Origin of the sequence: Ferrovibrio sp. (assembly GCF_017994015.1) — a bacterium.
GTDB lineage: Bacteria > Pseudomonadota > Alphaproteobacteria > Ferrovibrionales > Ferrovibrionaceae > Ferrovibrio.
Genome location: NZ_JAGOLP010000048.1, coordinates 1 through 23,355, shown reverse-complemented (window position 1 = coordinate 23,355; position 23,355 = coordinate 1). Strand labels below are relative to the sequence as shown.

Genomic DNA, 23,355 nt, shown 5'->3' with positions numbered 1-23,355 from the left:
GTAAAACGCGGCCACTATGGCGTTGCGCCCGGGCCGGAACAAGGCACGATCTGGTGAAGTGGGATTGCCTCAGCGGTTGCGCAGTTCGCGCCGCCGATCCTTGGTTGCCGCAATCACGTCCTGCGCCCGCAGCCAGCCCGGGGTGCCTTCCTTGAGCAACCGGCTGGCGCGCTCGGCCTGGCCCTGGGCATCATGCAAGGCACCCTGCACCAGATAGCGCTCGGCGCTGGCCAGCGATGCCATGCCGATATCGCCGCTGCGGCCATAGGCGATGGCCAATTGCTGCCAGGCGCCGGAATTCTCCGGCTCGCGCTGCACCACAGCCTTAAGGATGGTGGTGGCCTCGGGCAGCAAAGCCGGGGCTTCCAGCGCCACCAGCACGCGGGCAAAACCATAAGCCAGCAACGGCTCGCGCGGGCCAAGCTCATAGGCGCGGCGCTGCGGCGGCAAGGCATCCTGCACCCGGCCCATATCGATCAGGATATCGCCCTTCAATTCATGGAAATACGGATCGTTGGGGAATTCAGCGATCAGGCTGTCCACCTCGGCCAGCGCACGCGGAAAATCCAGCGCGCGGAAATAGGCAAAAGCGCGTGCATAGCGGGCATAATGGCTGGTGTCGGTTTCCGGGTATTTGCGCAAGGTGGCGCCCAGGCCATCAAGATAGCCCATCAGCTTGGCCTGCATGCGCTTGAAACGCTCAAGATTTTCCGGCGAATCCGGCACCGAACTGAATTGTGACTGCTCGGCCCGTGCGGTCAGTGCCGAGACACGTTCAACCGAGAGCGGATGGGTGCGCACATAAGGGTCCTGGCGCTCCACCGCCAGGGCTTCCTGGTTGGCGAGGATTTTCATGAATTCCACCAGCCCCAGGGTGCTCTGCTGCGTCGCCTCCAGGAAATTGGCGCCGGCCTGGTCGGCGGCGGCTTCCTGGCCCCGGGTGAAGGAGAGGAAATTACGCTCGGCGATATGCTGCCCGGCCATGATGCCGGCCACCGCCGCATCCGGATTGCCCGAAGCAACGCCGGCTGCCACACCCAGCAGCATCGAGGCGATCATCAGCGCCGAGGCATTGCCGAGTGAATCCTCCAGCCGGGCCAGATGGCCGCCGGCGATATGGCCGATTTCATGCGCCAGCACGCCGATCACCTGGGCCGGGCGCTCGGCGCGCTGCAACAGGCCGGTATGCACAAAGATGCGCTGGCCGCCGGCCACGAAGGCATTCAGCGAGCGGTCATTGACCAGATGCACCTGGGTGGAATCGGCGCTTAATCCGGCCGCCTCCAATAGTGGCACGCTATACGCCCGGATGGTATTTTCAATCTCGGCGTCGCGCACCAGTGCAACGCCGCCACGCCGCTGCGCCAGCGCTTCCCCCGGCTTGAGAGCCGTCAGGAAAGGCAGGCAGGCAGCAAAAGCGATGGCAAGGGCGCAACCGGCCGCAACGGGCCGGCGCAGAGAGGACCAGCGTAAAGCCATGACAAATTCGAGTCCCAACGAGCCGAGCAGTTTGCGTCAGCCCCTTGAAGGTAGGCATCGGGCCGGATGGCGTCAATGTGCGGCACTGGTTGTAACAGTGTTGCTGGTGGCCGGCTGCGGCGCAAATAAAGCTGAAATCAGCGAACCAGACCCGGCTTCGGCAAAAGGCTTCAGTGGTGGCGTAGCTGCCGACGAGCCACGGGCCGCGCTGGTGGCACGCAACATCCTCGCCTCTGGCGGGAATGCCGCCGATGCCGTGGTGGCCGGCGCACTGGCCCTCACCGTCACCTATCCCGGCGCGGCCGCTTTGGGCGCCGGCGGCATCTGCATCGCGCTCGACCCGGTCAACCGCAAGGCCGACAGTATCGACTTCCTGCCGCAATTGCCGCCCGGCGGCGGCGGCGTGCCGATCCCGGGCATGTTGCGCGGCCTGGCCTTGCTGCAAGGCACCCATGGCCAGTTGCGCTGGGAAGCCGTGGTCTCGCCGGCCGAGGCGCTGGCCCGCTTTGGCGAGCGCACCAGCCGCGCCTTTGTGCAATCGGCGGCAGAGGCCAACCCGCCGGTGGCGCGTGAAGCCGGCCTGGCCCGCCTGCTGCTGAATCGCAGCGGCGCACCGCGCAGCGAAGGCGAGCAGGTCAGCCAGAATGAACTGGCCGCCACGCTGGGCCGCATCCGCAGCGCCGGGGCCGGCGATTTTTACCAGGGCATGCTGGCACGCCAAGTGCTGGCCGATGCCGCCCGTATCGGCGGCGCCATCCGGCCCGAGGATCTGCGCGGCTATACTGCCCAGATTGGCAAGCCGATTGAGGTGCCGTTCCAGTTCGGCAGCATTGTCTATGCCAGCCCCAATGCCCAGGGCGGCGCCATCGCCGCCTGGCTGCTGGAACAGGGTTTTGAGCCGGCCGGTCGGCTCAGCCTGCAAAATGTTGGCAAGACCAAGCCGCGTGAATTTGTTACCGCTATCGGCCAGGCCTATCGCGGCACCGGCGGCAATGCCCCGCTTTTTGAACAGGGCAGCACCAGCCTCTCCGCCATCGACAAGACCGGCCGCGCCGTGGCGTGCAGCTTCAGCATGGGCCGAGCCTTTGGTGCCCGCCGCATCGGCAGCGAAACCGGCATCCTGTTTGCCGCCGCACCGGGCGGCCCAGGCGATGAAACCGCCTATCTCGCCGCCCTGGCGGTGGGCAATTACACCGCCAAGCAGAGTTTTGCTGCCGGCGCGGTGAGTGGCGGTGCGCCGGGCGCCGCCGCGCTGGCCCAGGTGCTGCTCGACAGCCTGGGCAGCAATGGCGGCCGGCTTGGCGTCGCGATGGCCAAGCCACGCCTGTTCCAGCCAGCCCCCGATGCGCCGGTGCTGCATGAACCGGGCTACGATGCCGCCCTGCTTGGCGCCATCACCGAACGTGGCGTGCCCAAGGTTGAAGTGCGCCGGCTGGGCCGTGTCACCATGGCGGTGTGCGGCAACGGCGTGCCACGCAGCCCGGAAAGCTGCCGCGTGGCCGCCGATCCACGCGGTTTCGGCCTGGCTGCCGGCGACGAATTTTAAGTCTGTTTTTCCAGGAGTATTGTAACGATGTCCCTCACCCCGTCGCGCCGTGGCGCCATCGATCCGTTTTTTGTCATGGAAGTGATGAAGGCCGCCGCCGCACGCGCAGCTGCCGGCGGCGATGTGATCCATATGGAAGTGGGCCAGCCGGCCACGGCGGCGCCGCAGGCGGCGATCCAGGCCGCCGTGGCCGCAGCGCAGCGTGAACCGCTGGGCTACACCCTGGCGCTTGGCATCCCGGAATTACGCGCCGCGATCTCGGGCCATTACCGGCAGTATTATGGCCTCGACGTGCCGGCTGAGCGTATCGTGGTCACCACCGGTTCCTCGGCCGGCTTCCAGCTTGCCTTCCTGGCCGCCTTTGATGCCGGCGATGAAGTGGCCCTGGGCGAGCCGGCCTATCCGGCCTACCGCAATATCCTCAAGGCGGTGGATCTGGTGCCGCAGATGATCCTGACCGAGGCCGAGACCCGCTTTCAGCCGACGCCGGAAAGCATCCAGGCCACGGCGCCCAATGCCAAAGGTGTGTTGGTGGCCAGCCCGGCCAATCCCACCGGCTGCATGCTGGATGGCGCCGCCATGGCGGCTTTGGTGCAGGATTGCGCAGCACATGACCGCTGGCTGATCGTGGATGAAATTTATCACGGCATCACCTATGGCGGCCGGGCGCAATCGGTGCTGGCGCTGACCGACCAGGCCATCGTGATCAACAGCTTCTCAAAATACTTCTCGATGACCGGCTGGCGCCTGGGCTGGATGGTGCTGCCGCCGCAATTGCTTCGCGCCGTGGAATGCCTGACACAGAATTTCTACATCTCCGCCCCCGGCATCAGCCAGGTGGCCGGCGTGGCCGCGCTCGGCGCCTATGACGAGTTGGAGCGCAATGTGGCGCGCTATGCCCGCAACCGCGAAATCCTGCTCAACGAACTGCCCGCAGCCGGCTTCGACAAGCTGGCGCCGGCCGATGGCGCTTTCTACATCTATGCTGATATTTCGCGCTTCACCAATGACGCGCAGGGTTTCTGCACCCGGCTGCTGAATGATACCGGCATTGCCGCCACGCCCGGCTTTGATTTTGACCGCCGGCGCGGCCATTACTTCATGCGCTTCTCATTTGCCGGCGCCGAAGCCGAGATGGTGGAAGCAGCACGCCGCCTCAAGGCCTGGGGTAAGTAGGCAGAACGGAGGGGAGCCGATGTATCGCCTGTTGTCTCTGCTGGCAGCCTTGATGCTGATCGGCGTCGAGCCGGTTTTGGCGCAGGAACCTGGCCGCCCAGGCCCACAATGTGGCCGCGATGCCGAGCAGCTTTGTGCCGGCAGGCAGGGGCCGGCGGTGCTGGAATGCCTGAAAGGGAATACGGCCAAGCTGAGCCAGGCCTGCAAATCGGCAATTGACGCCATGCCGCCACCGCCCGCGCCGCGCGGTAAAAGCCAAGGCCCAGGACCAAGAGACCCCGATGGTGGCCGGCCAGTGGAAGCCATTGCCCGCGAACTGGGCGTGACGCCGGAACAATTTCGCGAGGCTTTCAGGAAAGTGACGCCGGCGCCGCGCGGCGAGCAGCCCAGCGAAGCGCAGCGCGAGCAGAACCGCAAGCTGCTGTCGGAAGCGCTCAACGTGTCGCCGGAAAAGCTCGACGCGGTGATGGATAAATATCGCCCGGAAGGGCCTCCACCCGACCGACCACCGCCTGGCCGGCCGCCAGCGCAGCGTTAAGCAGTGCGCGGCCCGGGCCATTCCGGGCGCGGCGCCGGATCAACCACGCTCATATCGGCGCCGCTGGCCTGGCGCAGCGGAATGGCGCTGGCATCGAAGCCATCCAGGCATTGGATATTCACGCCATAATGATCCGGCGCGGCGCGTTTGCGGTGAAATGTGTAGATGCCGCAGCGTGAGCAGAAATAATGCTTCGCCCGCCGTGTGTTCCATTGATACAGCGTCAGCACATCCTCACCCGACAGGATGGTGAGTGCGCTTTCATGCACCTTGGTCATCAGTGCATTTTTCTTGCGGCACAGCGAGCAGTCGCAGGTGGTCAGCTCGGTGATCTCGGCTGTGATGCGGAATGTCACCGCGCCGCAATGGCATGAGCCGTTATGCACGCCCATGGCCGCCCCGTCTCACTTCTTGTCGGGATCGAACGGGTTCTTGCTTTTGCGCAGCATGATGCGGATCGGGATGCCGGCCAGGTCGAAGGCATCGCGATAGCCATTAATCAGATAGCGCTGATAGGTTTCCGGGATTGTCTCGGCGCGGCCGGCAAACAGCGACATGGTGGGCGGCCGGGTTTTCACCTGGGTGCCATAGCGGATGCGCACGCTGCGGCCATCGGCCATCGGCGGTGCATTCTTGGCCAGCATATGCTCGAGCCAGCGGTTAAACGCCGCCGTGCCGATGCGAGTGTTCCAGCGCTCATACTGCTTCATCACCGCCGGCAGCAGGCGATCCAGATGGCGCCCGGTCAGGGCCGAGAAAGTGACCACCGGGATGCCGCGCGCCTGCGGCAGCGAGGTTTGCAGGCGATCATCGATCTCTTTCAGCGCCTTGGCACGATCTTCGACCAGATCCCACTTGTTGACCGCGATCACCAGGGCGCGGCCCTCGCGCAGCACATGGTCGGCGATGGTCAGATCCTGCTTGTCAAAGCCGAGATGGCCATCCAGCACCAGCACCACCACCTGGGCCATGCGGATCGAATAGAGCGAATCGGCCACCGAAAGCTTTTCCAGCTTGTGTTCCACCCGCGCCTTACGCCGCATGCCGGCGGTATCCACCAGGCGGATGCGGCGGCCCTGATATTCCCAGGCAATGGCGATGCTGTCGCGGGTCAGGCCCGGCTCCGGGCCGGTCAGCAGGCGGTCGGAACCGATCAATGCATTGATCAGTGTCGACTTGCCGGCATTCGGGCGCCCCACCACGGCAAGCTGGATCGGCCGCAACGGATCGTCGGGCGTATCCACGTCGATATCGGTTTCCACCGGCAGCAAGGCGCCGTCATCCGGCACTTCAGTTGCCTCGGGCTCACCAACATGCGGCAGCAGGGCCTCATGCAGTTCCATCAGCCCTTCGCCATGCTCGGCGGAAAACGGCAGCGGCTCGCCAAGGCCCAGGCCATGCGCTTCGGCCAGGCCGATCATGCCGCCGCGGCCTTCGCATTTATTGGCCAGCAATACCACCGGCTTGCGCTGGCGCCGCAGCCAACGGGCAAAATGTGCGTCCAGCGGCGTGATGCCGGCGCGGGCATCGATCACAAACAGCACCAGGTCGGCTTCCTGCACCGCCACCTCGGTTTGCAGCCGCATGCGGCCGGCCATGGTTTCATCCTCGGCATCCTCCAGACCGGCGGTGTCGATGATGATGAATTCCAGGTCCGACAGCCGCCCCAGCCCTTCGCGGCGATCGCGGGTCACGCCGGGGGTATCATCCACCAGCGCCAGCTTCTTGCCGATCAGGCGATTGAACAGGGTCGATTTGCCGACATTGGGCCGACCGACGATGGCGACTTTGCGTTGCATTTTAAACCGATCTACCGGAAGGCGGTGAGGCGGGCATCCTCGGTGAGGATGTAGGCCGTCTGCCCGGCCACAACCGGCGGCACGGCCGCCGGGCCGGAAAGTTTGATGGCGCCAATCAGGTCGCCATTATAGGGCGACAGCGCATAGGCGCGTTCGTCGCTGGAGGCCACGATCAGCCGGTCGCCGGCCAGTACCGGGCCATACCAGGTGATGACGCCCTTGCGCACTGGCGCAGTGGGATCTTTGTAGCGTTGCAGCTGGCGAATCCACTTCACCTTGCCGTCGCGCCGGCTGAGGCAGAGAATTTCCGCGTCCACTGTCACCACATAGATAAAATCGCCGGCCACCCAGGGGGTCTGCGTGGCGCCGATAGCGCGTTCCCAAACCCGCTCGCCGGTACGCTGGTCGATGGCAACAAAGCGGCCCGACTGGCTGACGGCATAAACCCGGCCGCGATCAATCACCGGCAGCGCATTGATATCGTTGAGTGCGCCGATGGCGTTGACACGGCCGGCGGTGCGCACAAGCTGCTCCGACCAGCCGACGGTGCCGCTTTCGGCGCGCAGCGACACGACTTCGCCAGACGAGAACGGCGCCACCACTGTGCTGCCTTCCACTGCCGGCGCCGCAGCGCCCAGCAGGCCGGCGGCTTCCACTAGGCCGGCATGGGTCCAGAGCTGGCGCCCGCTATCGCCATCCAGAGCAAAAAGCTGGTTATCCTGGGTGATGACAAATACCCGACCGGCATCCACGCCGGGTGCGCCACGCACCGGCAGCTTGAGCGCCACATGCCAGTAGATCAGCCCGGTATTGGGCTGCAAGGCCACCACATCGCCATAGGCCGTGGCCACAAACAGCTTGCCATCGGCATAGGCCAGGCCACCGCCCAGCGCACCTTCGGTTTCGCCCTTCGGCGTCAGGTCAACGCGCCACAGCCGGCGGCCAGTATTCACGTCATAGGCGCTGATCTTCGATTCGGCATCCTTGGTAAAGATGCGGCCTTCGGCCACCACCGGCTGGCCCAGAATCTTGGTCTGGTCATCGCCGGCTGAACCGATATCGGCATTCCAGGCTTCGCGCAGGGTTTCGCCCAAGGCCAGATGCTGCATGGCATGGCTGGGATAGCCGCCGGCTTGCGGCCAATCGGCATTGGCCCAGGGTTTGGGCAGCAGCACCGGGGTTTGCGCCAATTGCGGATCGGGATCGAGCTGCGAATCAAAGGCCAGCACCGAGATGCGCTCGCCAACCACCTTCGGCCCGCGATCCGGCTGCGAGAAAAAGTCGCTCACCGTGTCGCAGCCGCCCAGCAGCAAGGCCGGCAACAGCAGCGCCCAGTGATACCGCCGCGCCAGATGCCAGCCCTTTTCCTTCGCCATCTTGCTTCGTCCCGTCACGGATTAAGTGGCCCGCCCAGCGCGGCGAGCAATTCGCTGGCCCGGCCGCGGGCGCCCGGCGAGGCGGCAGCGTCGTCAGCCAGCTCGGTCAGCAGCTTGCGCGCCTGATTGCGATCACCAGCCTTCAGTTCGGCCAGCGCCAGCAATTCGCGCGCATTGGAATTCCACGGGCTGGTGGTGGGAATGCTGCCCAGGCGGCGGCGGATTTCCTCAGCCGGCAGGCTTTCCAGCCCGTTTAGCGCCGCATAATAGCGTGCCAGGTCGCGGAAATTGGCATCATAGGCGCTGTTACCGGCAATTGCGTCATAGGCCGCGACGGCGCCGGTCACATCCTTGGCGCGTAGTAGCTGCCCGGCCCGCTGGAACGCCGCGAGCAGGCCATAGCCGTCATGCCCGCCAGAAGCCAGGCTGGCGAAAGCCTGCGCCGCCTCGGCGTGTTTGCCTTCCTGGCCCAATGTCTGGGCAGCAACAAAAGCCCGGGCGGCGGCCTCGGATTGCTCAATCTTGTGAGCGTGCCAAATCTGGTAGCCGGCCACGCCGCCGAGCAGCGCAACCAAGGCGGCAATCAGCGGGATGCGGAAACGCTGCCACTGCTTCAGCATCTGGTCGCGACGAAAATCCTCGTCGACTTCCTGGATGAAGGTATCTTTCTCGGCCAACGCACTGCTCCTTAGACGCCACTGCTGCCCGCTTCTGCGCGGGGCGGCGTACCATACCCGGAACCCGCGTCCTTGGCAAAGCCCGGGCGGCGCCGCGACTCCGTAGTAACGCTTTGATAACACATAGACTCTTGGCAAAGCCGAAAAACCTGTCTAATCTCCCGGCTGTTTCCGGTCGGTGATTTGGTCAGGAAACGCGGATTTGGTGCTTACGCAGGAGCAAACGGCATGCGGGCAAATACCAGCAAACTAAGCGCGGCGGCGTTGTTTGGCGCTATGCTGTGCGGCATTGCAGGCATTGCCCCGTCCACAGCCCTGGCCCAGAAAGGCCCCAAACATCCCACCGCCCCGATTCCCTTTGAGCAGGAGCGCGCGCGTGAGCGCGGCGACCGCGCCGTACTGCTTTTGAACGAGGATGCCTCGCGTATTCCCGGTCATCGCATCATGGAATTGCCGATCATCAACGGCAAGATGGGCGAACATGCGCGGCTTGACGACAATGTGGAAATCTTCTTTCCCTTCGGTCGCATCCTGACTGCCACAACCGAATTCCATAAATACAAGCCGGTGGCTGCCGCCACCGATGGCATGGGGCCGGATTACCTGCCCGATCCGCGTTTTGACCGGGTGAAGAATTTTGACCGTGCACTCGGCTCGGTCTGCGCCAGCGAACGGATCGACGGCACCCCGTTCAAGGTTGAGTTGCGCCGTGGCAGCAATAACAGCCTGTCGCTGGTGCGCAGCATGCCCACCGACCAGAAGCCGGCCAGCGACCAGGATGCGATGTCATATCGCGTCGTCAGTTCGATGGATATCCGCTATCTGGCGCGCGAGGAGCCGCAGGCCGACCGGCTGTATCGCCGCTGCATGCAGAATGCCTCGGCGCAGCGTGTCAGCCAGAAGGATTAGGCCGGCAGCGCCGGCCTGAGCATCCCTCCGATGTCTTGGCAAAGCTGGGCTCAGTTGCTGGGCCTGCTGATGGCGGCATTGCTGATTCTGCCTGCCGCCCTGCGGCTGCCCTGGCGCAGCCGCCGCATCCTCACCTATATCGCCATCTGGCTGGCAATCTTTGCCGCCGTTGGCCTGCTGATTCAGTTACTTCAGTAACGAAATCTTGAGCGGCAAAGATTGCGTTTAACGCTACTTTCGCGGTCGGCTATCAATGCCGCTGGCCGATATCCGCGCCAGCCATAAGGAGGAACAAATCCATGAATGAAATGTTGAGCCTGGCGCCTAAGGTGGATTTCTCCCGGCGTGGCTTTGTCGCCACCGGTCTGATTTCCGGCTTTTCGCTGGCCGCAGCGCCGGTGATGGCGCAAAGCGTGATCACCACCGATACCAAGGGCCTGACCGCCGGCGAAGTGAAAATCCCGGTGCCGGGTGGCCTGCAGATGGCCGCCTATCGCGCCATGCCGGAAAAGGGCGCCCCCTACCCCACCATCATGGTGATCCAGGAAATCTTCGGTGTGCATGAGCATATCAAGGATGTGTGCCGCCGTCTGGCCAAGATGGGCTATCTGGCGATTGCGCCGGATCTTTATGCCCGCCAGGCCGATATGAGCAAGGTGACCGAGATGCAGGCCGCCGTTGCCGTGGCTGGCCAGGTGCCGGACGCGCAGGTGATGGCTGATCTCGATGCCACTGCTGCCTGGGCCAAGAAGAATGGCGGCGACAAGGCCAAGCTGGGCATCACCGGCTTCTGCTGGGGCGGCCGCATCACCTGGCTCTATGCCGCGCATAATCCGAACCTGACGGCCGGCGTGGCCTGGTATGGCCGCGTTGTTGGCCAGTCCAATCCGCGCCAGCCGAAGAACCCGGTGGAGCTTGCCGGCGCGATCAAGGCGCCGGTGCTGGGCCTGTATGGCGGTGCCGATCAGGGCATCCCGAACGACACCGTGGATCAGATGCGCGCCGCCCTGCGCGGCGCCGGCAAGACCTTTGATATCGTGACCTATCCCGACACGCCGCATGCCTTCAATGCGGATTACCGCGCCACCTATCGCAAGCCGCAGGCCGAAGATGCCTGGGGCAAGATGCATGCCTGGTTCGTGCGCCACGGCGTTGGCTGAGGCATAAGCCCAATCCGGAAAACAAGGCGGCGGCCGGGCTACTCGGCCGCCGTTTTTTTTGTCCCGAAGCCATTTAGAAAAATGCTCACCGCCTGGTCGGCCAGGGCTTCCGGCGTCACCGCGCCGGCGGGGTCATACCAAGTGTAGGTGAAATTCAGCATGCCATAGAACAGCATGGCATTCGGCCAGCGCTCGGCAACATTGGCAGAGGGCCGCAACCGCTCCAGCAGATCGGCCACACGCTGCACCAGCGCCCGCTGCGCTGCCACCACTTGGCGCCGCTCGGCCGGCGCCAGGCTGGCGGTTTCATTCACCAGCAGGCGGTGCTTCCAGCGCGCCGTGGCATAGGCCCGCATGGTGGCGCGGGCAAAGCGGCGCAATTGCTGCTCGGGCGGCAAGGCAACATCCATGGCCGTATCGGCAATGGCAGTCAATTCGGCCAGATGCGCCTGCATCGCCTGATACAGGATCGCCTGCTTGTCGCCGAAATAGTGATACAGCGATGATTTGGAATAGCCGCTGGCCTCGGCCAGATCGGCCAGGGACGCACCGGCAAAGCCGCGCCGGGCAAACAGCTCGGCCGCCATGTCGAGAATCGCTTCGCGCTTGTCGGCATAATCCGCCGCCTGTGGCCGCGCCATCGTCAGCCGCCTCGGCGCCGGCTGCTACACATGATCAAAATCCAGCACCAGCCGGGCTGATTTGGGCCGCGCCTGGCAGGCCAGCACAAAGCCGGCGGCAATCTCCCAGGGTTGCAGCGAATAATTCAGCGCCATCTCGGCCTCGCCCTCCACCAGCTTGGCGCGGCAGGTGCAACACATGCCGCCCTTGCAGGAATAGGGCAGCTCCAGCCCCTGGCGCAAGGCGGCATCAACAATACCGGCATCGTCCGCTGCAAAGCCAAAACGCAGGCGCTGGCCATCCAGCACCGCCTCAATCTCGGCGGCGGCCTGCGCCCGCGGCGCTGGCGCGGCCGTGGCGGGTTGATCCGGCGCCAGAAACAATTCGGTGCTGATCCGCTCGGGCGCCAGGCCCAGCGCCTGCAAGCTGGCGCGGGCCATGTTGGTCAGCCCGGCAGGGCCGCAAATAAAGGCCTGGTCGATGCCGCCAAGCTGGGCGGCAAAGATGCGGATGGTTTCAGCCGAAATGCGGCCATGGCGCAATGGCACATCCTGCGCTTCGCGTGACAACACATGCAGCAAGGTGAAGCGGCCCAGATAGCGATTCTTCAAATCCTCCAGGGCTTCAAGAAACAGGATATCGCCGCTCTGCCGGTTGCCATAGAGCAACGCTACCTGGCAATGCGGTTGCTGCTGCAACGCCGCCTTGATGATCGACAGCACCGGCGTGATGCCCGAGCCGGCAGCGATGGCGAGAAAACGGCCCGCCTGCGGCATCTCGGCCGGCAGGGTGAAATTACCTTCCGGCGGCGCCACATCCAGGCGCATGCCGGCGCGCAGTTGCGTATTGGCGAAACCGGAAAAGGCACCGCCCGGCACCTGCTTCACGGCAATGCGCAATTCATCATCCTCCGGCGCAGCACAGATTGAATAGCAGCGCCGCCCGGCATCACTCTGCACCGTCAGATATTGCCCGGGGCGAAACACAAATGTTGGCGCCAACGCTGCCGGCAGGTCAAAGCGGATCGACACGGCATCGGCGGTTTCGCGCCGCACCTCGGCTACTTCCAGGCTGAAGAGTTTGCTCATGTCAGTGACACTTGAAATGATCAAAGGGTTCGCGGCAGGCCGTGCAGCGCCACAACGCCTTGCAGGCCGTGGAGCCGAAAGCTGCCAGCAATTCGGTATCAGCAGCGCCGCAGCGCGGGCAATTGGGCCGGCTGGCTGTGGGCGGCGCGATGCCATAGGCTTGCAGCTTGGCGCGCCCGGCCTCGCTCAGCCAGTCGCTGCTCCAGGCCGGCGCCAGCACAATACGCAATTCCGCATCCTGGCAGCCCAAAGCCGCCAGTGCAGCGCGGATATCGGCTTCGATAACCCGCATCGCCGGGCAGCCGCTGTAGCTTGGCGTGATGGTGATAACCGGGCGGCCATCGGCGCCCAAGGCCACATCGCGCAGCATGCCCAGATCGGCGATGGTAAGCACCGGAATTTCCGGATCGGCCACGGCACTTACGGCCTGCTGCAAAGCCGCCAGCGTCACCATGACGCCCCCGGATAGGCGCGCGGCAGGAATTGCATCCCGGCCAGCATGTGGCCGAGATATTCGCTATGGCGCCCGCTGCGCCCACCGCTCTGCATCCAGGTGGCCGGCGGCAGGTCCAGCCCGGCCTGGCGCAAGGTTTCGCCCACGCCATCGCGCCATGCCGCCGTGAGCCGCGCCGGATGAACCACAATGCCGCGCGCGCTTAAATCCTGCTCAACATGATCGGCTTCAAACATCTCGCCGGTGAAGGGCCATAATTCCTGCAAGGCTGCCGCCAGCCGCCGGTGGCTTTCCTCGGTGCCATCGCCCAGGCGCAAAACCCAGTCGCCGGCATGGCGGCGGTGGTAACGCATTTCCTTCTCGGACTTGGCGGCGATTTCGGCCAGGCGCGCATCGGCCGAGCCGCTCAGGTCGCGATACAGCGGCTCGGCATAACTGGCAAAAAAGAACTGCCGTAGCATGGTGGCGGCAAAATCGCCATTCGGCTGTTCGCAGAGCAGCAGATTGCGCCAGGCTGGTGCATCACGCAGGTAGGCCAGCTGATCCTCATCGCGGCCCTCGGCATCATGCTCGCCGGCATAGGCATAAAACAGCCGCGCCTGGCCGATCAGGTCCAGCCCCATATTGGCCAGGGCCAGTTCCTCTTCCAGCATCGGCGCATGGCCGCACCATTCCGACAAGCGGTGCCCCAGCAGCAGCGCGCTATCGGCCTGCCGCAGCAGATATTCAAACAGGGCGGCATCGCGTGCCATCACATATGCCCCACATCGTCCGGGATGTCGTAGAAGGTCGGGTGGCGGTAGATTTTTGAAGCGGTTGGCTCAAACAATTCGGCCTTGTCGGCTGGATCGGAAGCGATGATCGCAGCCGAAGGCACCACCCACAGGCTAACGCCCTCGCCGCGCCGCGTGTAAACATCGCGCGCTGCGTGCAAGGCCAGGGCGGCATCGGCGGCATGCACACTGCCGGCATGTTTATGTGCCAGGCCGTTGCGCGGCCGGATGAAGACTTCCCAAAGCGGCGTTGTGTTGCTCATGCTGCGCTCCGTTGACGCTGCTTGGCGGCATGGGCCAGGGCAGCAGCACGCACCCATTCGCCATTTTCAGCCGCGGCACGGCGCTGCTTGATGCGCTGGCGGTTGCACGGGCCATCGCCGGCCAACACCCGCTTGAATTCGCTCCAGTCAATCACGCCGATGCGCCAATGGCCGCTGGCGGCATCAAAACGCAAGTCAGGATCGGGAATTTCCAGGCCGAGGAAATGCGCCTGCGGCACAGTGGCATCGATGAATTGCTGGCGCAGCTCATCATTCGAGAAGCGCTTGATCTTCCAGCGCATCGACTGGTCGGAATGCTGGCTCTCGGCATCATGCGGGCCGAACATCATCACGCTGGGCCACCACCAGCGGTTCAGCGCATCCTGCGCCATCGCCTTTTGCGCCGCGCTGCCGCGACACAAGCTGAGCATCAGTTCATAACCCTGGCGCTGGTGGAAACTTTCTTCCTTGCAGATACGGATCATGGCGCGGGCATAGGGGCCGTAGGAGCAGCGGCAGAGCGGAATCTGGTTCATGATCGCAGCGCCATCCACCAGCCAGCCGATGGCGCCGATATCGGCCCAGGTCAGTGTTGGGTAATTGAAGATCGAGGAATATTTGGCGCGGCCATCGAGCAATTGCTGCTCCAATTCCTCGCGGCTGACGCCCAGGGTTTCGGCGGCAGCATAAAGATACAGGCCATGGCCGCCCTCATCCTGCACCTTGGCCAGCAAAGCCGCCTTGCGCCGCAGGCTGGGCGCCCGGGTGATCCAGTTGCCTTCCGGCAGCATGCCGATAATCTCGGAATGGGCATGCTGCGAAATCTGCCGGATCAGCGTGCGGCGATACGCTTCCGGCATCCAGTCATTCGGCTCGATCTTTTCCTCGGCATCAATGCGAGCCTGGAAACGCGCCAGAAGCCGCGCATCCTCGGCTTGCTGATCCGAAGCCGCCGCCTGCTGGTCTAATGCTTGGGCATACATGGCCGCCTCCCGAATTATCCGACCGATTGGTCGAATAATTATCACGGCACTGCCGCCTCGGCAAGATGGCATGTTATTCTGACGCCATCAGCCCATGCGGAGCCTTTTGTCCATGCTGCTCGTTCCAACCTACACCGCCGCCAGCACCATCCAGGGTGTGGGCCTGTTTGCCGCCGCGCCGATCGCTGCCGGTAGCCTGATCTGGCGCTTCGAACCGGCCTTTGATCGCATCATCCCGGAAGACGTGTTTGCCGGCCTGCCCGAGCCGGCGCGCGCCTTTGTTGAACGCTATGGCTATATCACGCCGCAGATTCCCGGTGGTTGGGTAGTCAGCCTCGATAATACCCGCTTCATCAACCATGCCAGCGATGCCAATACCGACAACACCACGCCGCTGACCTATGCCCGCCGCGCCATCGCCGAGGGCGAGGAAATCACCTGCGATTACGGCGAATTCTGCGTTGATTATACTTTGGACTGAGCATTGCTCCGTCAACGCACTTTTTTGATCTACATCAAAGCCCAGTGCATTCGCCCCGGCTAGGTTGCTGCCTGTCAACGTCAGCAACGAGTAGCGTCATGGACAAATTGGAAATGCTGTATCTCGGCGGTGTGATTGCTGCCTTTTTGATTTTTGGTGCTGTGCTGGCTTTTGCCAGCATCACTTCGGGCAAGCGCCCGTAATCCAGCCGGTTTTCCCTTTCCGGCCACAGGGCCTTCACCCGGTGGTCGTGAGGCGAGCGGCGCGCGCAGTTCCACCCCCTGCCGCGCCGCGAGTCCCGCCGCTTCTCTCTCCATCCCTGCATATCCGAAGCTGCTGCTGGCGCCTTCTGCGACAGGCCGCCGCCTATTTTACGGTCAACCCGCCTGTCCTGTCGGCAGCGCGGCAGATTCTGCCCGGTCAACTTGTATATACATGATTATTAGACTTGCCGGGCTTCTTCGGGCTGCATTAGCATGGTGGCAGGTTCCTGGCCGCAGCGGCCAGGAGCGGCAAGCCATTCAGCAGGGGGATTGCAATTATGAAATCGACGTTTCTCGCCGTGACCACGGCGCTTGTGCTCACCGCCGCCGCGCCGGCCATGGCGCAGGACATGCCGAAAGTTGTGCTGGGCATGAGCGGCTGGACCGGCTTCGCGCCGCTGTCGCTGGCCGCTGAAACCGGCCTGTTCAAGAAGCATGGCGTGGATGTGGAGATCAAGTTCATCCCGCAGAAGGAACGCCACCTCACCGTTGCCGCCGGCGCCACCCAGGCGGTGGCCACCACGGTGGATACCTTCATCTCCTATTCCGCTGCCGGCATCCCGCTGGCCCAGGTGCTGCTGCTCGACAAGTCAAAGGGCGGCGACGGCCTGGCGGTGCGCAATGACATCAACAAGATCACCGACCTGAAGGGCAAGACCATTGCCGTGGATGGCGCCGGCACCACGCCGTATTTCACCCTGATCGCGTTCATGAAGCGCAACGGCATGAGCCCCAAGGATGTGAAATTCGCCACGCTGGGGCCGAATCCGGCAGCGCAGGCCTTTATCGCCGGCCAGTATGATGCGGCGCTGACCTACGAACCGTATCTCTCCAGCGTGCGTGAAGCGCCCAATGCCGGCAAAATCCTGCTCACCACGCTGGATTACCCGGTGGTGGTGGACATGGTGGCGTTCCAGCCCGACTACATCAAGAAGAACCCCAAAGTGGTGCAGGGTGTGGTCAACGGCTTCTTCGATGCGCTTGACATGATCAAGAAGGAACCGGCCAAGTCGAACGAGATCATGGGCGGCAAGGTGAAGCAGACCGGCGAGCAATTCGCCAAGTCGGCTTCCTACATTTCCTGGCAGGACAAGGCCGCCAACCAGGCCTATTTCAAGGGTGAATTGCAGGCCTTCATGAAGGAAGCTGCCGATATTCAGCTTGAGGCTGGCGTGATCCGCGCCATCCCCGATCTGAAGCCGATGGTCGACGACAGCTTCATCAAGTAAACGGAGTCAAATCCGGTGTTTGAACCGCTCAAGCCGGTAGCCCCGGGGCGTCGCATCGCCCTGGGGATTTCCTTCTTCGTCGCTTTCTTCCTGCTCTGGGGCGGCGTTACCTTGGGCGGGCTGGTGCCGCCGCTATTCCTGGCCGATCCGGTCAAGACGGCGCGCGCCGGCATCGACCTGTTCATGAAATACGGCTTCCTGGCCGATATCGGCGTCACCGTCTGGCGTGTTGTCGGCGGCTTCCTGATCGCCGCCATCATTGCCGTGCCGCTTGGCATCGCCATGGGCGCATTCAAAAGCGTTGAAGCCTTTTTTGAGCCCTTTGTTTCCTTCGCCCGCTACCTACCCGCCTCGGCTTTCATTCCGCTGCTGATCCTGTGGGCCGGCGTTGGCGAGGCGCAGAAACTCAGCGTCATCTTCATCGGCTGTGTGTTCCAGATTGTGCTGATGGTGGCGGTCACCGTCGGCGGCTCGCGGGTTGATCTGGTGGAAGCCGCCTACACGCTGGGCGCCAAGCGCGGCGGCATTGTGCGCCGTGTACTGCTGCCCGGCGCGGCGCCACAGATCGCCGAAACCCTGCGCCTGGTGCTAGGCTGGGCCTGGACCTATGTGATCGTGGCCGAACTGATCGGTGCTTCCAGCGGCATCGGCCACATGATCATGGACAGCCAGCGCCTGCTCGATACCGGGCAGATGATATTCGGCATCGTGGTGATCGGCCTGATCGGCCTGATTTCCGATTTCCTGTTCAAGCTGGCCAATCAGCGCCTGTTTCCCTGGTATTTCCTCAAATGAGCAAATTGCGCATCGACTCCGTCAGCCGGGTTTTCCCGGGCGTGCGCGGTGGCACCCCCACCCGGGCGCTGGAACCGACCTCGCTCAGTGTTGAGGATAACGACTTCATCACCATCCTCGGCCCATCCGGCTGCGGCAAGAGCACATTGCTGCGCATTGTGGCTGGGCTGGACCAGCCCACTACCGGGCAGGTTCTGCTGGATGGCCAACGTGTCACCCAGCCCGGCCCGGATCGCGGCATGGTGTTCCAGTCCTACACGCTGTTTCCCTGGCTCAGCGTGCGCGAGAATATCTGCTTCGGCCTGCGCGAGAAGCAGGTGCCGGAGCCGGAACAGCAGCAGATCGTGGCGCATTTCATCGACAAGGTGGGCCTGCGCGGCTTCGAGAATCATTATCCGAAGCAGCTTTCCGGCGGCATGCAGCAGCGCACGGCTTTGGCCCGCGCACTCGCCAACGACCCGAAGATATTGCTGCTTGATGAGCCTTTTGGCGCGCTCGACAACCAGACCCGGGCGCTGATGCAGGAATTGCTGCTCGGCATCTGGGAAGCTGACCGCAAGACCGTGCTGTTCGTGACGCATGATATCGACGAAGCCATTTTCATGGCCAATCGTGTGCTGGTGATGACGGCGCGGCCCGGCCGGGTGAAAAGCGATATCGCCATCGACCTGCCGCATCCGCGCCATTACACGGTGAAGACCACGCCGGAATTCGCCGCCTACAAGGCGCGGCTGACCGAGGAAATCCGCGTCGAATCCTTGCGCGCCGCCGCGGACGAGCATTGATGTTTATCCGCCCGTTTCAGGCAGCCGACCGCGCCGCCGTGATCGCGCTGTGGCAGGTTTGCGGCCTGACCCGGCCGTGGAACGATCCGGCCAGCGATATCGATTTCTGCCTTGCCTCGCAGGAAGCCACGTTGCTGGTGGCCGAAGCCGACGGCGCCGTGATCGGCAGCGCCATGGTGGGGCATGATGGCCATCGCGGCTGGGTTTACTATCTGGCCGCAAGCCCGGCGCAGCAGGGCAAGGGCCTCGGCCGCGCCCTGATGGCGGCGGCCGAGGATTGGGCACGGGCACGCGGCGTGCCCAAGCTGATGCTGATGGTGCGGCCGGAAAATGCCGGTGTGCGCGCCTTCTACGAAGCGCTGGGCTACATCGAGGAACCGCGCATCATCTTCACGCGGCGCCTCGACGGGGCATAGCCTCAGCGCGTGCCGAGAAAATCCATCTTGCCGAGTGGCACGCCCTTGTGGCGCAGGATGCCGTAGGCGGTCGTGACATGGAAATAGAAATTCGGGATGGCGAAGCCGAGCAGATAATCGGCGCCGCTGAATTCCAGCTCCTTCACCCGCGTCGGCACCACCACGCGGCGCGTCTCGGCGCCCTCGAATTGCGCCGGCAACAAGCTGTTGAGGAAATCCACCGTCTTGGCGACCCGCGCCTGCAATTCGGGGAAAGTGGTCTCGGTATCCGGCATGCTCGGCGGCGCGATACCGGCCAGCCGGGCGCCGCCGCCCTTGGCGGCATCGCTGGCCGACTGAATCTGCCGGATCAGCGGATACATGTCGGGTGCCAGCCGTGCTTCGGCCAGTTCACTGAGCGCAATGCCCTGCGCAGCGGCAAATTCCTCGCCCTTGGTGAGAAACACTGCAAGGCGATCCAGGCCACGCAGAAACACCGGCACCGAAGCCTGATAAATCGAAAAAGCCATAACACGCATCTCCCTGTTGGCGGTGCCGGCCAGATAGGGTCAGCACCGCACAAGGTCAAGCCGATTGCAGTGCGGTCATTTCACTTCGCCAATTGCACGGCATGCAGCCGGAAGCCAAGCGCCTGCATCACCTTAAGGATGGTGGCAAATTCTGGATTGCTGTCAGGCGCCAGCGCCTTGTAAAGACTTTCCCGACCAAGGCCGGCGGCACGAGCAATCTGCGTCATGCCCCTGGCCTTGGCGATATCGCCCAAAGCGGCGGCGATTACACGTGGATCGCCATCTTCAAAGGCGGCATCCAGATAAGCCTGCTGATCTGCTTCAGAGAGCAGATACGCTGCTGCATCATAGCGTGTGGTACTCAGTTTGCGGCTTGGCATCTCAACCATCCTCAAGCTGGCGGGCCAATTCCAGCGCCTGTTCGATATCTCGCTGCTGGCGTCGCTTGTCGCCGCCGCAGAGCAGGAAAATCAGGGCATTGCCCTGGCGCATAAAATACACGCGGTAGCCAGGCCCATAGTCGATACGCAATTCACTTACGCCCTGCCCCACTGGCTTGGCATCGCCTACCAGGCCAAGACCGAGCCGCTTGATCCGCACCTGGATGCGAGCACGGGCCTCTCGGTCGCGCAAGGCTGCGAGCCAAGCAGCAAAGATAGTGGTTTGGCGTATCTCAACCACGCCCTATCGTATCTCATGGGATACGATAGGGCAATAGCCGTATTCAGCCCGCATAAGCCTTCACGTTCTGGCGCTGCTCGCCCAGGCCGGCGATGCCGAGATGCACCTTGTCGCCGGCTTTGAGATAAAGCGGCGGCTTCTGGCCCATGCCGACGCCGGGCGGGGTGCCGGTGGAGATGATGTCGCCCGGTTGCAGGCTCATGAACTGGCTGAGATAGCTGATCAGATAGCGCACACCATAAACCATGGTCTTGGTGGAGCCATTCTGGAAACGATGGCCGTTCACATCGCAGAACATCGCCAGGTTCTGCGGATCGGCCACTTCATCCGCCGTCACCAGCCAGGGGCCGATCGGGCCGAAAGTGTCGCAGCTCTTGCCCTTGGTCCATTGCCCGTGGCGCTCGATCTGGAAGGCGCGTTCCGACACGTCGTTGATGGTGCAATAGCCAGCAACATGATCCATGGCGCTGGCTTCATCGACATAGCGCGCCACCTTGCCGATCACCACGCCGAGTTCCACTTCCCAATCGGTCTTCTGCGAATTCTTCGGAATGATCAGATCGTCATCCGGCCCCATGATTGCCGAAGTGGCCTTCATGAAGATGATCGGTTCCGGCGGCACGGTGGCGCCGGTTTCCGCCGCATGATCGGAATAATTCAGGCCGATGCAGATGAACTTGCCCACGCCGGCAACACAGGCGCCGATGCGCGGCTGGCCGCTCACCACAGCCAGGCTGTTCACATCCACGCCGCGCAGTTTGGCCAATGCCTCGGGCTGCAAGGTGGCGCCGTTGATATCGCCCACCACACCGCTCAGATCGCGGATATTGCCCTGGGCATCCAGGATGCCGGGCTTTTCCTGGCCCAACGGGCCGTAACGCAGCAATTTCATCACTTGTCTCCGTTGCTAAAATAAAAACTCAGAGCGTCCAGCCGCCATCCACCATATGCACCGCGCCGGTGGTGAAGGCGCTTTCATCCGAAGCCAGATACACCACCAGGGCGGCCACTTCATCCGCCGTGCCGAGGCGGCCGAGCGGTTGACGCGCCACAAAGGCTTCGCGGGCCTTTTCCACGCTGCCCATGCTCTCGCCCAGAGCGGCGATGCGATCATCCAGCGACGGCGACTGGATGGTGCCGGGGCAGATGGCGTTGCAGCGAATGCCCTGGCGGATAAAATCCAGCGCAATGGATTTGGTCAAGCCGATCACCGCCGCCTTGGTGGCGCCGTAGACAAAGCGGTTGGCCGCTGCCTTCACCGACGAGGCGCCGGAGGAAATATTGATGATCGAGGCGCCCTTGCCGCTGGCCAGCATCGCCGGCAACAGCGCCTTGGTGAGCCGGAACATCGACCGCACATTGAGATCAAAGGCGAAATCCCACTGTTCCTCGGTGCAATCCAGGATCGTGCCGTGATGCACAAAGCCGGCGCAGTTGAACAGGATGTCCACCGCTCCCACTTCGGCCGCAAAGGCCTTGATCGCCTCGGGGTCCAGCACGTCCAGCTTCTGGGTGTGAATGCCGGGCAGGCTGCGCAATTCCGCCAGCTTGTCTGGATTCACATCGGTGGCGATGACCTGCGCCCCCTCCTGCACAAAAGCCAGCGCCGTGGCGCGGCCAATACCCTGCGCGGCGGCTGTGATAACCGCCTTCTTGCCCTGCAACCGCATATTCTGCGTCTCCTTGCCCTGACCCGACCACGCCACGGATAGCGGCGCGTTGTCTCCCATCTGATATATCAGTTTGGCAACTCTATCCAGCCTCATGGCAACTAGCAACAGCCCACCGCCCTGGGTTAGGCTGGCGTTAAATATCAACCTGCCGGAGAAATGGACCATGACTGCCGAAATCGCCGCCTATTGGCCCCAAGTGCTGAAAATGCTGACCGCCGCTGGCGGTGCGTTGCTGGTCTTTGTCGGCTTCTGGATTGCCGGCGGGATCGCCCGCGCCGTAATCGCCCGCGTTGCCGAACGCGACAAGGCACGCCGCGACGTGCTGGAGCTGCTGGGCAATGCGGCTCGCTGGGGCATTGTCGGCTTCGGTGCCGTCACCGCGTTGGGCACGCTCGGCGCCGATGTCACCGGCCTGATCGCCGGCCTGGGCCTGACCGGCTTTGCGCTCGGCTTTGCGCTCAAGGATATTGTTTCCAGCCTGATGGCCGGTTTGCTCATCCTGCTCAACCGCCCGTTTGTCAGCGGCGACCGCGTGATTGTTACCGGCATCGAGGGTTTGGTGGCCAAGATCGACCTGCGCTACACCGAAGTGGTGTCGGATGACGGCAAGCGCCACCTGATCCCGAATGCCAATGTGCTGGGCAATGTGGTGACCGTGCTGCCGGCCCAGACTGCCGCCTGATCACAGCCTTTCAGCAAAGGAGCAAAGCCATGATCAAGAAAGTAGCCTTGGCGCTGGCCGTCATCATCCTGCTGGTCGCCGGCGGGGTCTATTACCTGTTCTCCAATCTCGACAGCCTGATCAAAGTGGCCATCGAAACCTATGGCACCGAGGCGACCCAGGCGCGCGTCAGCGTTGGCAAGGTCAGTATCGGGCTGAAGGATGGCAGCGGCGCCATCAGCGACATGAAAGTGGCCAATCCGAAGGGCTTCAACACGCCGGAAGCACTGTCACTGGGCGAAATCTCGCTCAAGCTGGATGTGGCGACGCTGCAACAGAACCCGATTGTGATCAAGGAAGTGGTGATCAACCGCCCACAGATAACCTACGAATTCGCCCAGGGCGGCAGCAATCTTGAAACCATCCAGAAAAACACCCAGGCCTATGCGCAGAAGATGGGGCCGGGTGGCAGCAAGCCGGATGGCGCCGCCACGCCGGCCAAGGATGGCAAGGCCGAAACCAAGGTGATCATCGAAAACCTGTATGTGCGCAGCGGCCAGATCGGCATGAGCCATGCCGCCTTGCAGGGCCGCGCCGTGAACACCCCGTTGCCCACGATTCACCTGACCGATATCGGCAAGAGCAAGGGCGGCGCCACCCCGGCCGAAGTGGCCGAGCGCGTGCTGGGCAGCATCAGCCAGCAGGCGGCCCGTGTCGGCGGCGCCGAATTGCAGAAGCAGCTCGGCGACCAGCTCAAGGGCGCGGTGGGCGGTGTCACCGGCGGTGCCGGGTCCGCCAGCGACAAGCTAAAGGGCCTGATCGGCAAGTAAGCCAGGCGCCAGAGTGGCGGCAAGGCCAGGAGGGGCGTAGACTGCGCCGCAACGACAAGCCCCTCCCCCCCCCCCGCCCCGCTCCGTTGCTGACCCCATGACATTCTCGCGTTTTATGCTCGCCGCCCTGCCGGGTACGGCAGCCCTGCTGATCGGCATCGGCCTGGCCCGCTTTGGCTACACCCCGCTG

29 protein-coding genes are annotated in these 23,355 nt (G+C 63.5%); 13 read left to right on the top strand and 16 right to left on the bottom strand.

Annotation, left to right across the window (positions count from 1 at the left end):
* Window positions 1-69: 69 nt before the first annotated feature.
* On the bottom strand, window positions 70-1,479 hold the full coding sequence (locus tag KBB36_RS16790; RefSeq protein ID WP_290983502.1) for a M48 family metalloprotease: 1,410 nt from the start codon (window positions 1,477-1,479) through the stop codon (window positions 70-72).
* A 97-nt stretch (window positions 1,480-1,576) separates the two neighbouring features.
* On the opposite strand from KBB36_RS16790, the gene KBB36_RS16785 reads away from it, so the two are divergent.
* Genes KBB36_RS16785 through KBB36_RS16775 form a run of 3 tightly spaced genes read left to right on the top strand, consistent with a single transcriptional unit; the run spans window position 1,577 to window position 4,739 of the window.
* Complete coding sequence (locus KBB36_RS16785) at window positions 1,577-3,025, top strand: gamma-glutamyltransferase (RefSeq protein WP_290983499.1); 1,449 nt, start codon at window positions 1,577-1,579, stop codon at window positions 3,023-3,025.
* Between the two features lie 27 nt (window positions 3,026-3,052).
* Window positions 3,053-4,201: an aminotransferase class I/II-fold pyridoxal phosphate-dependent enzyme gene (locus KBB36_RS16780; RefSeq protein ID WP_290983496.1), complete on the top strand. Its 1,149-nt coding sequence runs from the start codon at window positions 3,053-3,055 to the stop codon at window positions 4,199-4,201.
* A gap of 19 nt (window positions 4,202-4,220) precedes the next feature.
* Window positions 4,221-4,739 (top strand): hypothetical protein, encoded by a 519-nt coding sequence (locus KBB36_RS16775; RefSeq protein WP_290983493.1) that lies wholly within the window; start codon window positions 4,221-4,223, stop codon window positions 4,737-4,739.
* Here the strand turns inward: KBB36_RS16775 and KBB36_RS16770 are convergent.
* From KBB36_RS16770 to KBB36_RS16755, 4 genes are read right to left on the bottom strand one after another with little or no spacing between them, the layout of a single operon-like run.
* Window positions 4,736-5,131 carry a GFA family protein gene (locus KBB36_RS16770; protein WP_290983490.1) on the bottom strand — a complete coding sequence of 132 codons (396 nt, stop codon included), beginning with the start codon at window positions 5,129-5,131 and terminating at the stop codon, window positions 4,736-4,738. The genes KBB36_RS16775 and KBB36_RS16770 overlap by 4 nt on opposite strands.
* Window positions 5,132-5,143: 12 nt before the next feature.
* Window positions 5,144-6,538, bottom strand: a complete 1,395-nt coding sequence (gene der / locus KBB36_RS16765; protein WP_290983488.1) for a ribosome biogenesis GTPase Der — start codon at window positions 6,536-6,538, stop codon at window positions 5,144-5,146.
* A gap of 11 nt (window positions 6,539-6,549) precedes the next feature.
* Window positions 6,550-7,914 carry a PQQ-binding-like beta-propeller repeat protein gene (locus tag KBB36_RS16760; protein WP_290983485.1) on the bottom strand — a complete coding sequence of 455 codons (1,365 nt, stop codon included), beginning with the start codon at window positions 7,912-7,914 and terminating at the stop codon, window positions 6,550-6,552.
* Window positions 7,915-7,928: 14 nt separating this feature from the next.
* The gene (locus tag KBB36_RS16755; protein ID WP_290983482.1) at window positions 7,929-8,591 is read right to left on the bottom strand and encodes a tetratricopeptide repeat protein; all 663 of its coding nucleotides are present in this window, start codon (window positions 8,589-8,591) and stop codon (window positions 7,929-7,931) included.
* Between the two features lie 228 nt (window positions 8,592-8,819).
* Here KBB36_RS16755 and KBB36_RS16750 point away from each other — a divergent pair, with 228 nt between their 5' ends.
* The 3 genes from KBB36_RS16750 (at window position 8,820) to KBB36_RS16740 (ending at window position 10,660) form a co-directional block, all read left to right on the top strand.
* On the top strand, window positions 8,820-9,500 hold the full coding sequence (locus tag KBB36_RS16750; protein ID WP_290983480.1) for a hypothetical protein: 681 nt from the start codon (window positions 8,820-8,822) through the stop codon (window positions 9,498-9,500).
* 30 nt (window positions 9,501-9,530) lie between these two features.
* Window positions 9,531-9,698, top strand: coding sequence for a hypothetical protein (locus KBB36_RS16745; RefSeq protein ID WP_290983477.1), 168 nt, complete (start codon window positions 9,531-9,533; stop codon window positions 9,696-9,698).
* 101 nt (window positions 9,699-9,799) lie between these two features.
* Window positions 9,800-10,660, top strand: coding sequence for a dienelactone hydrolase family protein (locus KBB36_RS16740; RefSeq protein WP_290983474.1), 861 nt, complete (start codon window positions 9,800-9,802; stop codon window positions 10,658-10,660).
* A 38-nt stretch (window positions 10,661-10,698) separates the two neighbouring features.
* Here the strand turns inward: KBB36_RS16740 and KBB36_RS16735 are convergent, their stop codons facing one another.
* Genes KBB36_RS16735 through paaA form a run of 6 tightly spaced genes read right to left on the bottom strand, consistent with a single transcriptional unit; the run spans window position 10,699 to window position 14,842 of the window.
* Window positions 10,699-11,301, bottom strand: coding sequence for a TetR/AcrR family transcriptional regulator (locus tag KBB36_RS16735; RefSeq protein WP_290983471.1), 603 nt, complete (start codon window positions 11,299-11,301; stop codon window positions 10,699-10,701).
* A 24-nt stretch (window positions 11,302-11,325) separates the two neighbouring features.
* Window positions 11,326-12,369: a 2Fe-2S iron-sulfur cluster-binding protein gene (locus KBB36_RS16730; RefSeq protein ID WP_290983468.1), complete on the bottom strand. Its 1,044-nt coding sequence runs from the start codon at window positions 12,367-12,369 to the stop codon at window positions 11,326-11,328.
* Between the two features lies 1 nt (window position 12,370).
* Entirely contained in the window at window positions 12,371-12,823 is a 453-nt protein-coding gene (gene paaD, locus KBB36_RS16725) for a 1,2-phenylacetyl-CoA epoxidase subunit PaaD (RefSeq protein WP_290983465.1), read from the bottom strand.
* Window positions 12,817-13,575, bottom strand: a complete 759-nt coding sequence (gene paaC, locus KBB36_RS16720) for a 1,2-phenylacetyl-CoA epoxidase subunit PaaC (protein ID WP_290983462.1) — start codon at window positions 13,573-13,575, stop codon at window positions 12,817-12,819. The genes paaD and paaC overlap by 7 nt, the downstream gene beginning before the upstream one ends.
* A complete protein-coding gene (paaB, locus tag KBB36_RS16715; protein WP_290983459.1) occupies window positions 13,575-13,859 on the bottom strand; it encodes a 1,2-phenylacetyl-CoA epoxidase subunit PaaB in 285 nt (94 codons plus the stop codon). Before paaB ends, paaC begins: the two co-directional genes overlap by 1 nt.
* Entirely contained in the window at window positions 13,856-14,842 is a 987-nt protein-coding gene (paaA, locus tag KBB36_RS16710; protein ID WP_290983455.1) for a 1,2-phenylacetyl-CoA epoxidase subunit PaaA, read from the bottom strand. The genes paaB and paaA overlap by 4 nt, the downstream gene beginning before the upstream one ends.
* Before the next feature lie 112 nt (window positions 14,843-14,954).
* Between paaA and KBB36_RS16705 the strand changes: the two genes are divergently transcribed.
* The 5 genes from KBB36_RS16705 to KBB36_RS16685 all read left to right on the top strand — a co-directional run bounded on the left by KBB36_RS16705 (window position 14,955) and on the right by KBB36_RS16685 (window position 18,811).
* Window positions 14,955-15,323, top strand: a complete 369-nt coding sequence (locus tag KBB36_RS16705; RefSeq protein ID WP_290983452.1) for an SET domain-containing protein-lysine N-methyltransferase — start codon at window positions 14,955-14,957, stop codon at window positions 15,321-15,323.
* Window positions 15,324-15,864: 541 nt separating this feature from the next.
* Window positions 15,865-16,815, top strand: a complete 951-nt coding sequence (locus KBB36_RS16700) for an ABC transporter substrate-binding protein (protein ID WP_290983449.1) — start codon at window positions 15,865-15,867, stop codon at window positions 16,813-16,815.
* 15 nt (window positions 16,816-16,830) lie between these two features.
* Window positions 16,831-17,610: an ABC transporter permease gene (locus KBB36_RS16695; protein ID WP_290983446.1), complete on the top strand. Its 780-nt coding sequence runs from the start codon at window positions 16,831-16,833 to the stop codon at window positions 17,608-17,610.
* A complete protein-coding gene (locus tag KBB36_RS16690) occupies window positions 17,607-18,395 on the top strand; it encodes an ABC transporter ATP-binding protein (protein ID WP_290983443.1) in 789 nt (262 codons plus the stop codon). Before KBB36_RS16695 ends, KBB36_RS16690 begins: the two co-directional genes overlap by 4 nt.
* Window positions 18,395-18,811, top strand: coding sequence for a GNAT family acetyltransferase (locus KBB36_RS16685; RefSeq protein WP_290983440.1), 417 nt, complete (start codon window positions 18,395-18,397; stop codon window positions 18,809-18,811). Before KBB36_RS16690 ends, KBB36_RS16685 begins: the two co-directional genes overlap by 1 nt.
* Window positions 18,812-18,813: 2 nt before the next feature.
* Here KBB36_RS16685 and KBB36_RS16680 read toward each other — a convergent pair whose 3' ends face one another.
* The 5 genes from KBB36_RS16680 to KBB36_RS16660 form a co-directional block, all read right to left on the bottom strand.
* The gene (locus tag KBB36_RS16680; RefSeq protein WP_290983437.1) at window positions 18,814-19,320 is read right to left on the bottom strand and encodes a DUF1993 family protein; all 507 of its coding nucleotides are present in this window, start codon (window positions 19,318-19,320) and stop codon (window positions 18,814-18,816) included.
* 80 nt (window positions 19,321-19,400) lie between these two features.
* Window positions 19,401-19,700 (bottom strand): addiction module antidote protein, encoded by a 300-nt coding sequence (locus tag KBB36_RS16675; RefSeq protein WP_290983434.1) that lies wholly within the window; start codon window positions 19,698-19,700, stop codon window positions 19,401-19,403.
* Window position 19,701: 1 nt separating this feature from the next.
* Window positions 19,702-20,001: a type II toxin-antitoxin system RelE/ParE family toxin gene (locus KBB36_RS16670; protein ID WP_290983431.1), complete on the bottom strand. Its 300-nt coding sequence runs from the start codon at window positions 19,999-20,001 to the stop codon at window positions 19,702-19,704.
* A gap of 43 nt (window positions 20,002-20,044) precedes the next feature.
* The gene (locus tag KBB36_RS16665) at window positions 20,045-20,893 is read right to left on the bottom strand and encodes a fumarylacetoacetate hydrolase family protein (protein WP_290983428.1); all 849 of its coding nucleotides are present in this window, start codon (window positions 20,891-20,893) and stop codon (window positions 20,045-20,047) included.
* A gap of 28 nt (window positions 20,894-20,921) precedes the next feature.
* Complete coding sequence (locus KBB36_RS16660; protein ID WP_290983505.1) at window positions 20,922-21,671, bottom strand: SDR family oxidoreductase; 750 nt, start codon at window positions 21,669-21,671, stop codon at window positions 20,922-20,924.
* A 166-nt stretch (window positions 21,672-21,837) separates the two neighbouring features.
* Between KBB36_RS16660 and KBB36_RS16655 the strand changes: the two genes are divergently transcribed.
* Both KBB36_RS16655 and KBB36_RS16650 read left to right on the top strand, forming a co-directional pair.
* On the top strand, window positions 21,838-22,356 hold the full coding sequence (locus tag KBB36_RS16655; RefSeq protein ID WP_290983425.1) for a mechanosensitive ion channel domain-containing protein: 519 nt from the start codon (window positions 21,838-21,840) through the stop codon (window positions 22,354-22,356).
* Window positions 22,357-22,385: 29 nt separating this feature from the next.
* On the top strand, window positions 22,386-23,165 hold the full coding sequence (locus tag KBB36_RS16650; protein ID WP_290983422.1) for a hypothetical protein: 780 nt from the start codon (window positions 22,386-22,388) through the stop codon (window positions 23,163-23,165).
* Window positions 23,166-23,355: the final 190 nt, after the last annotated feature.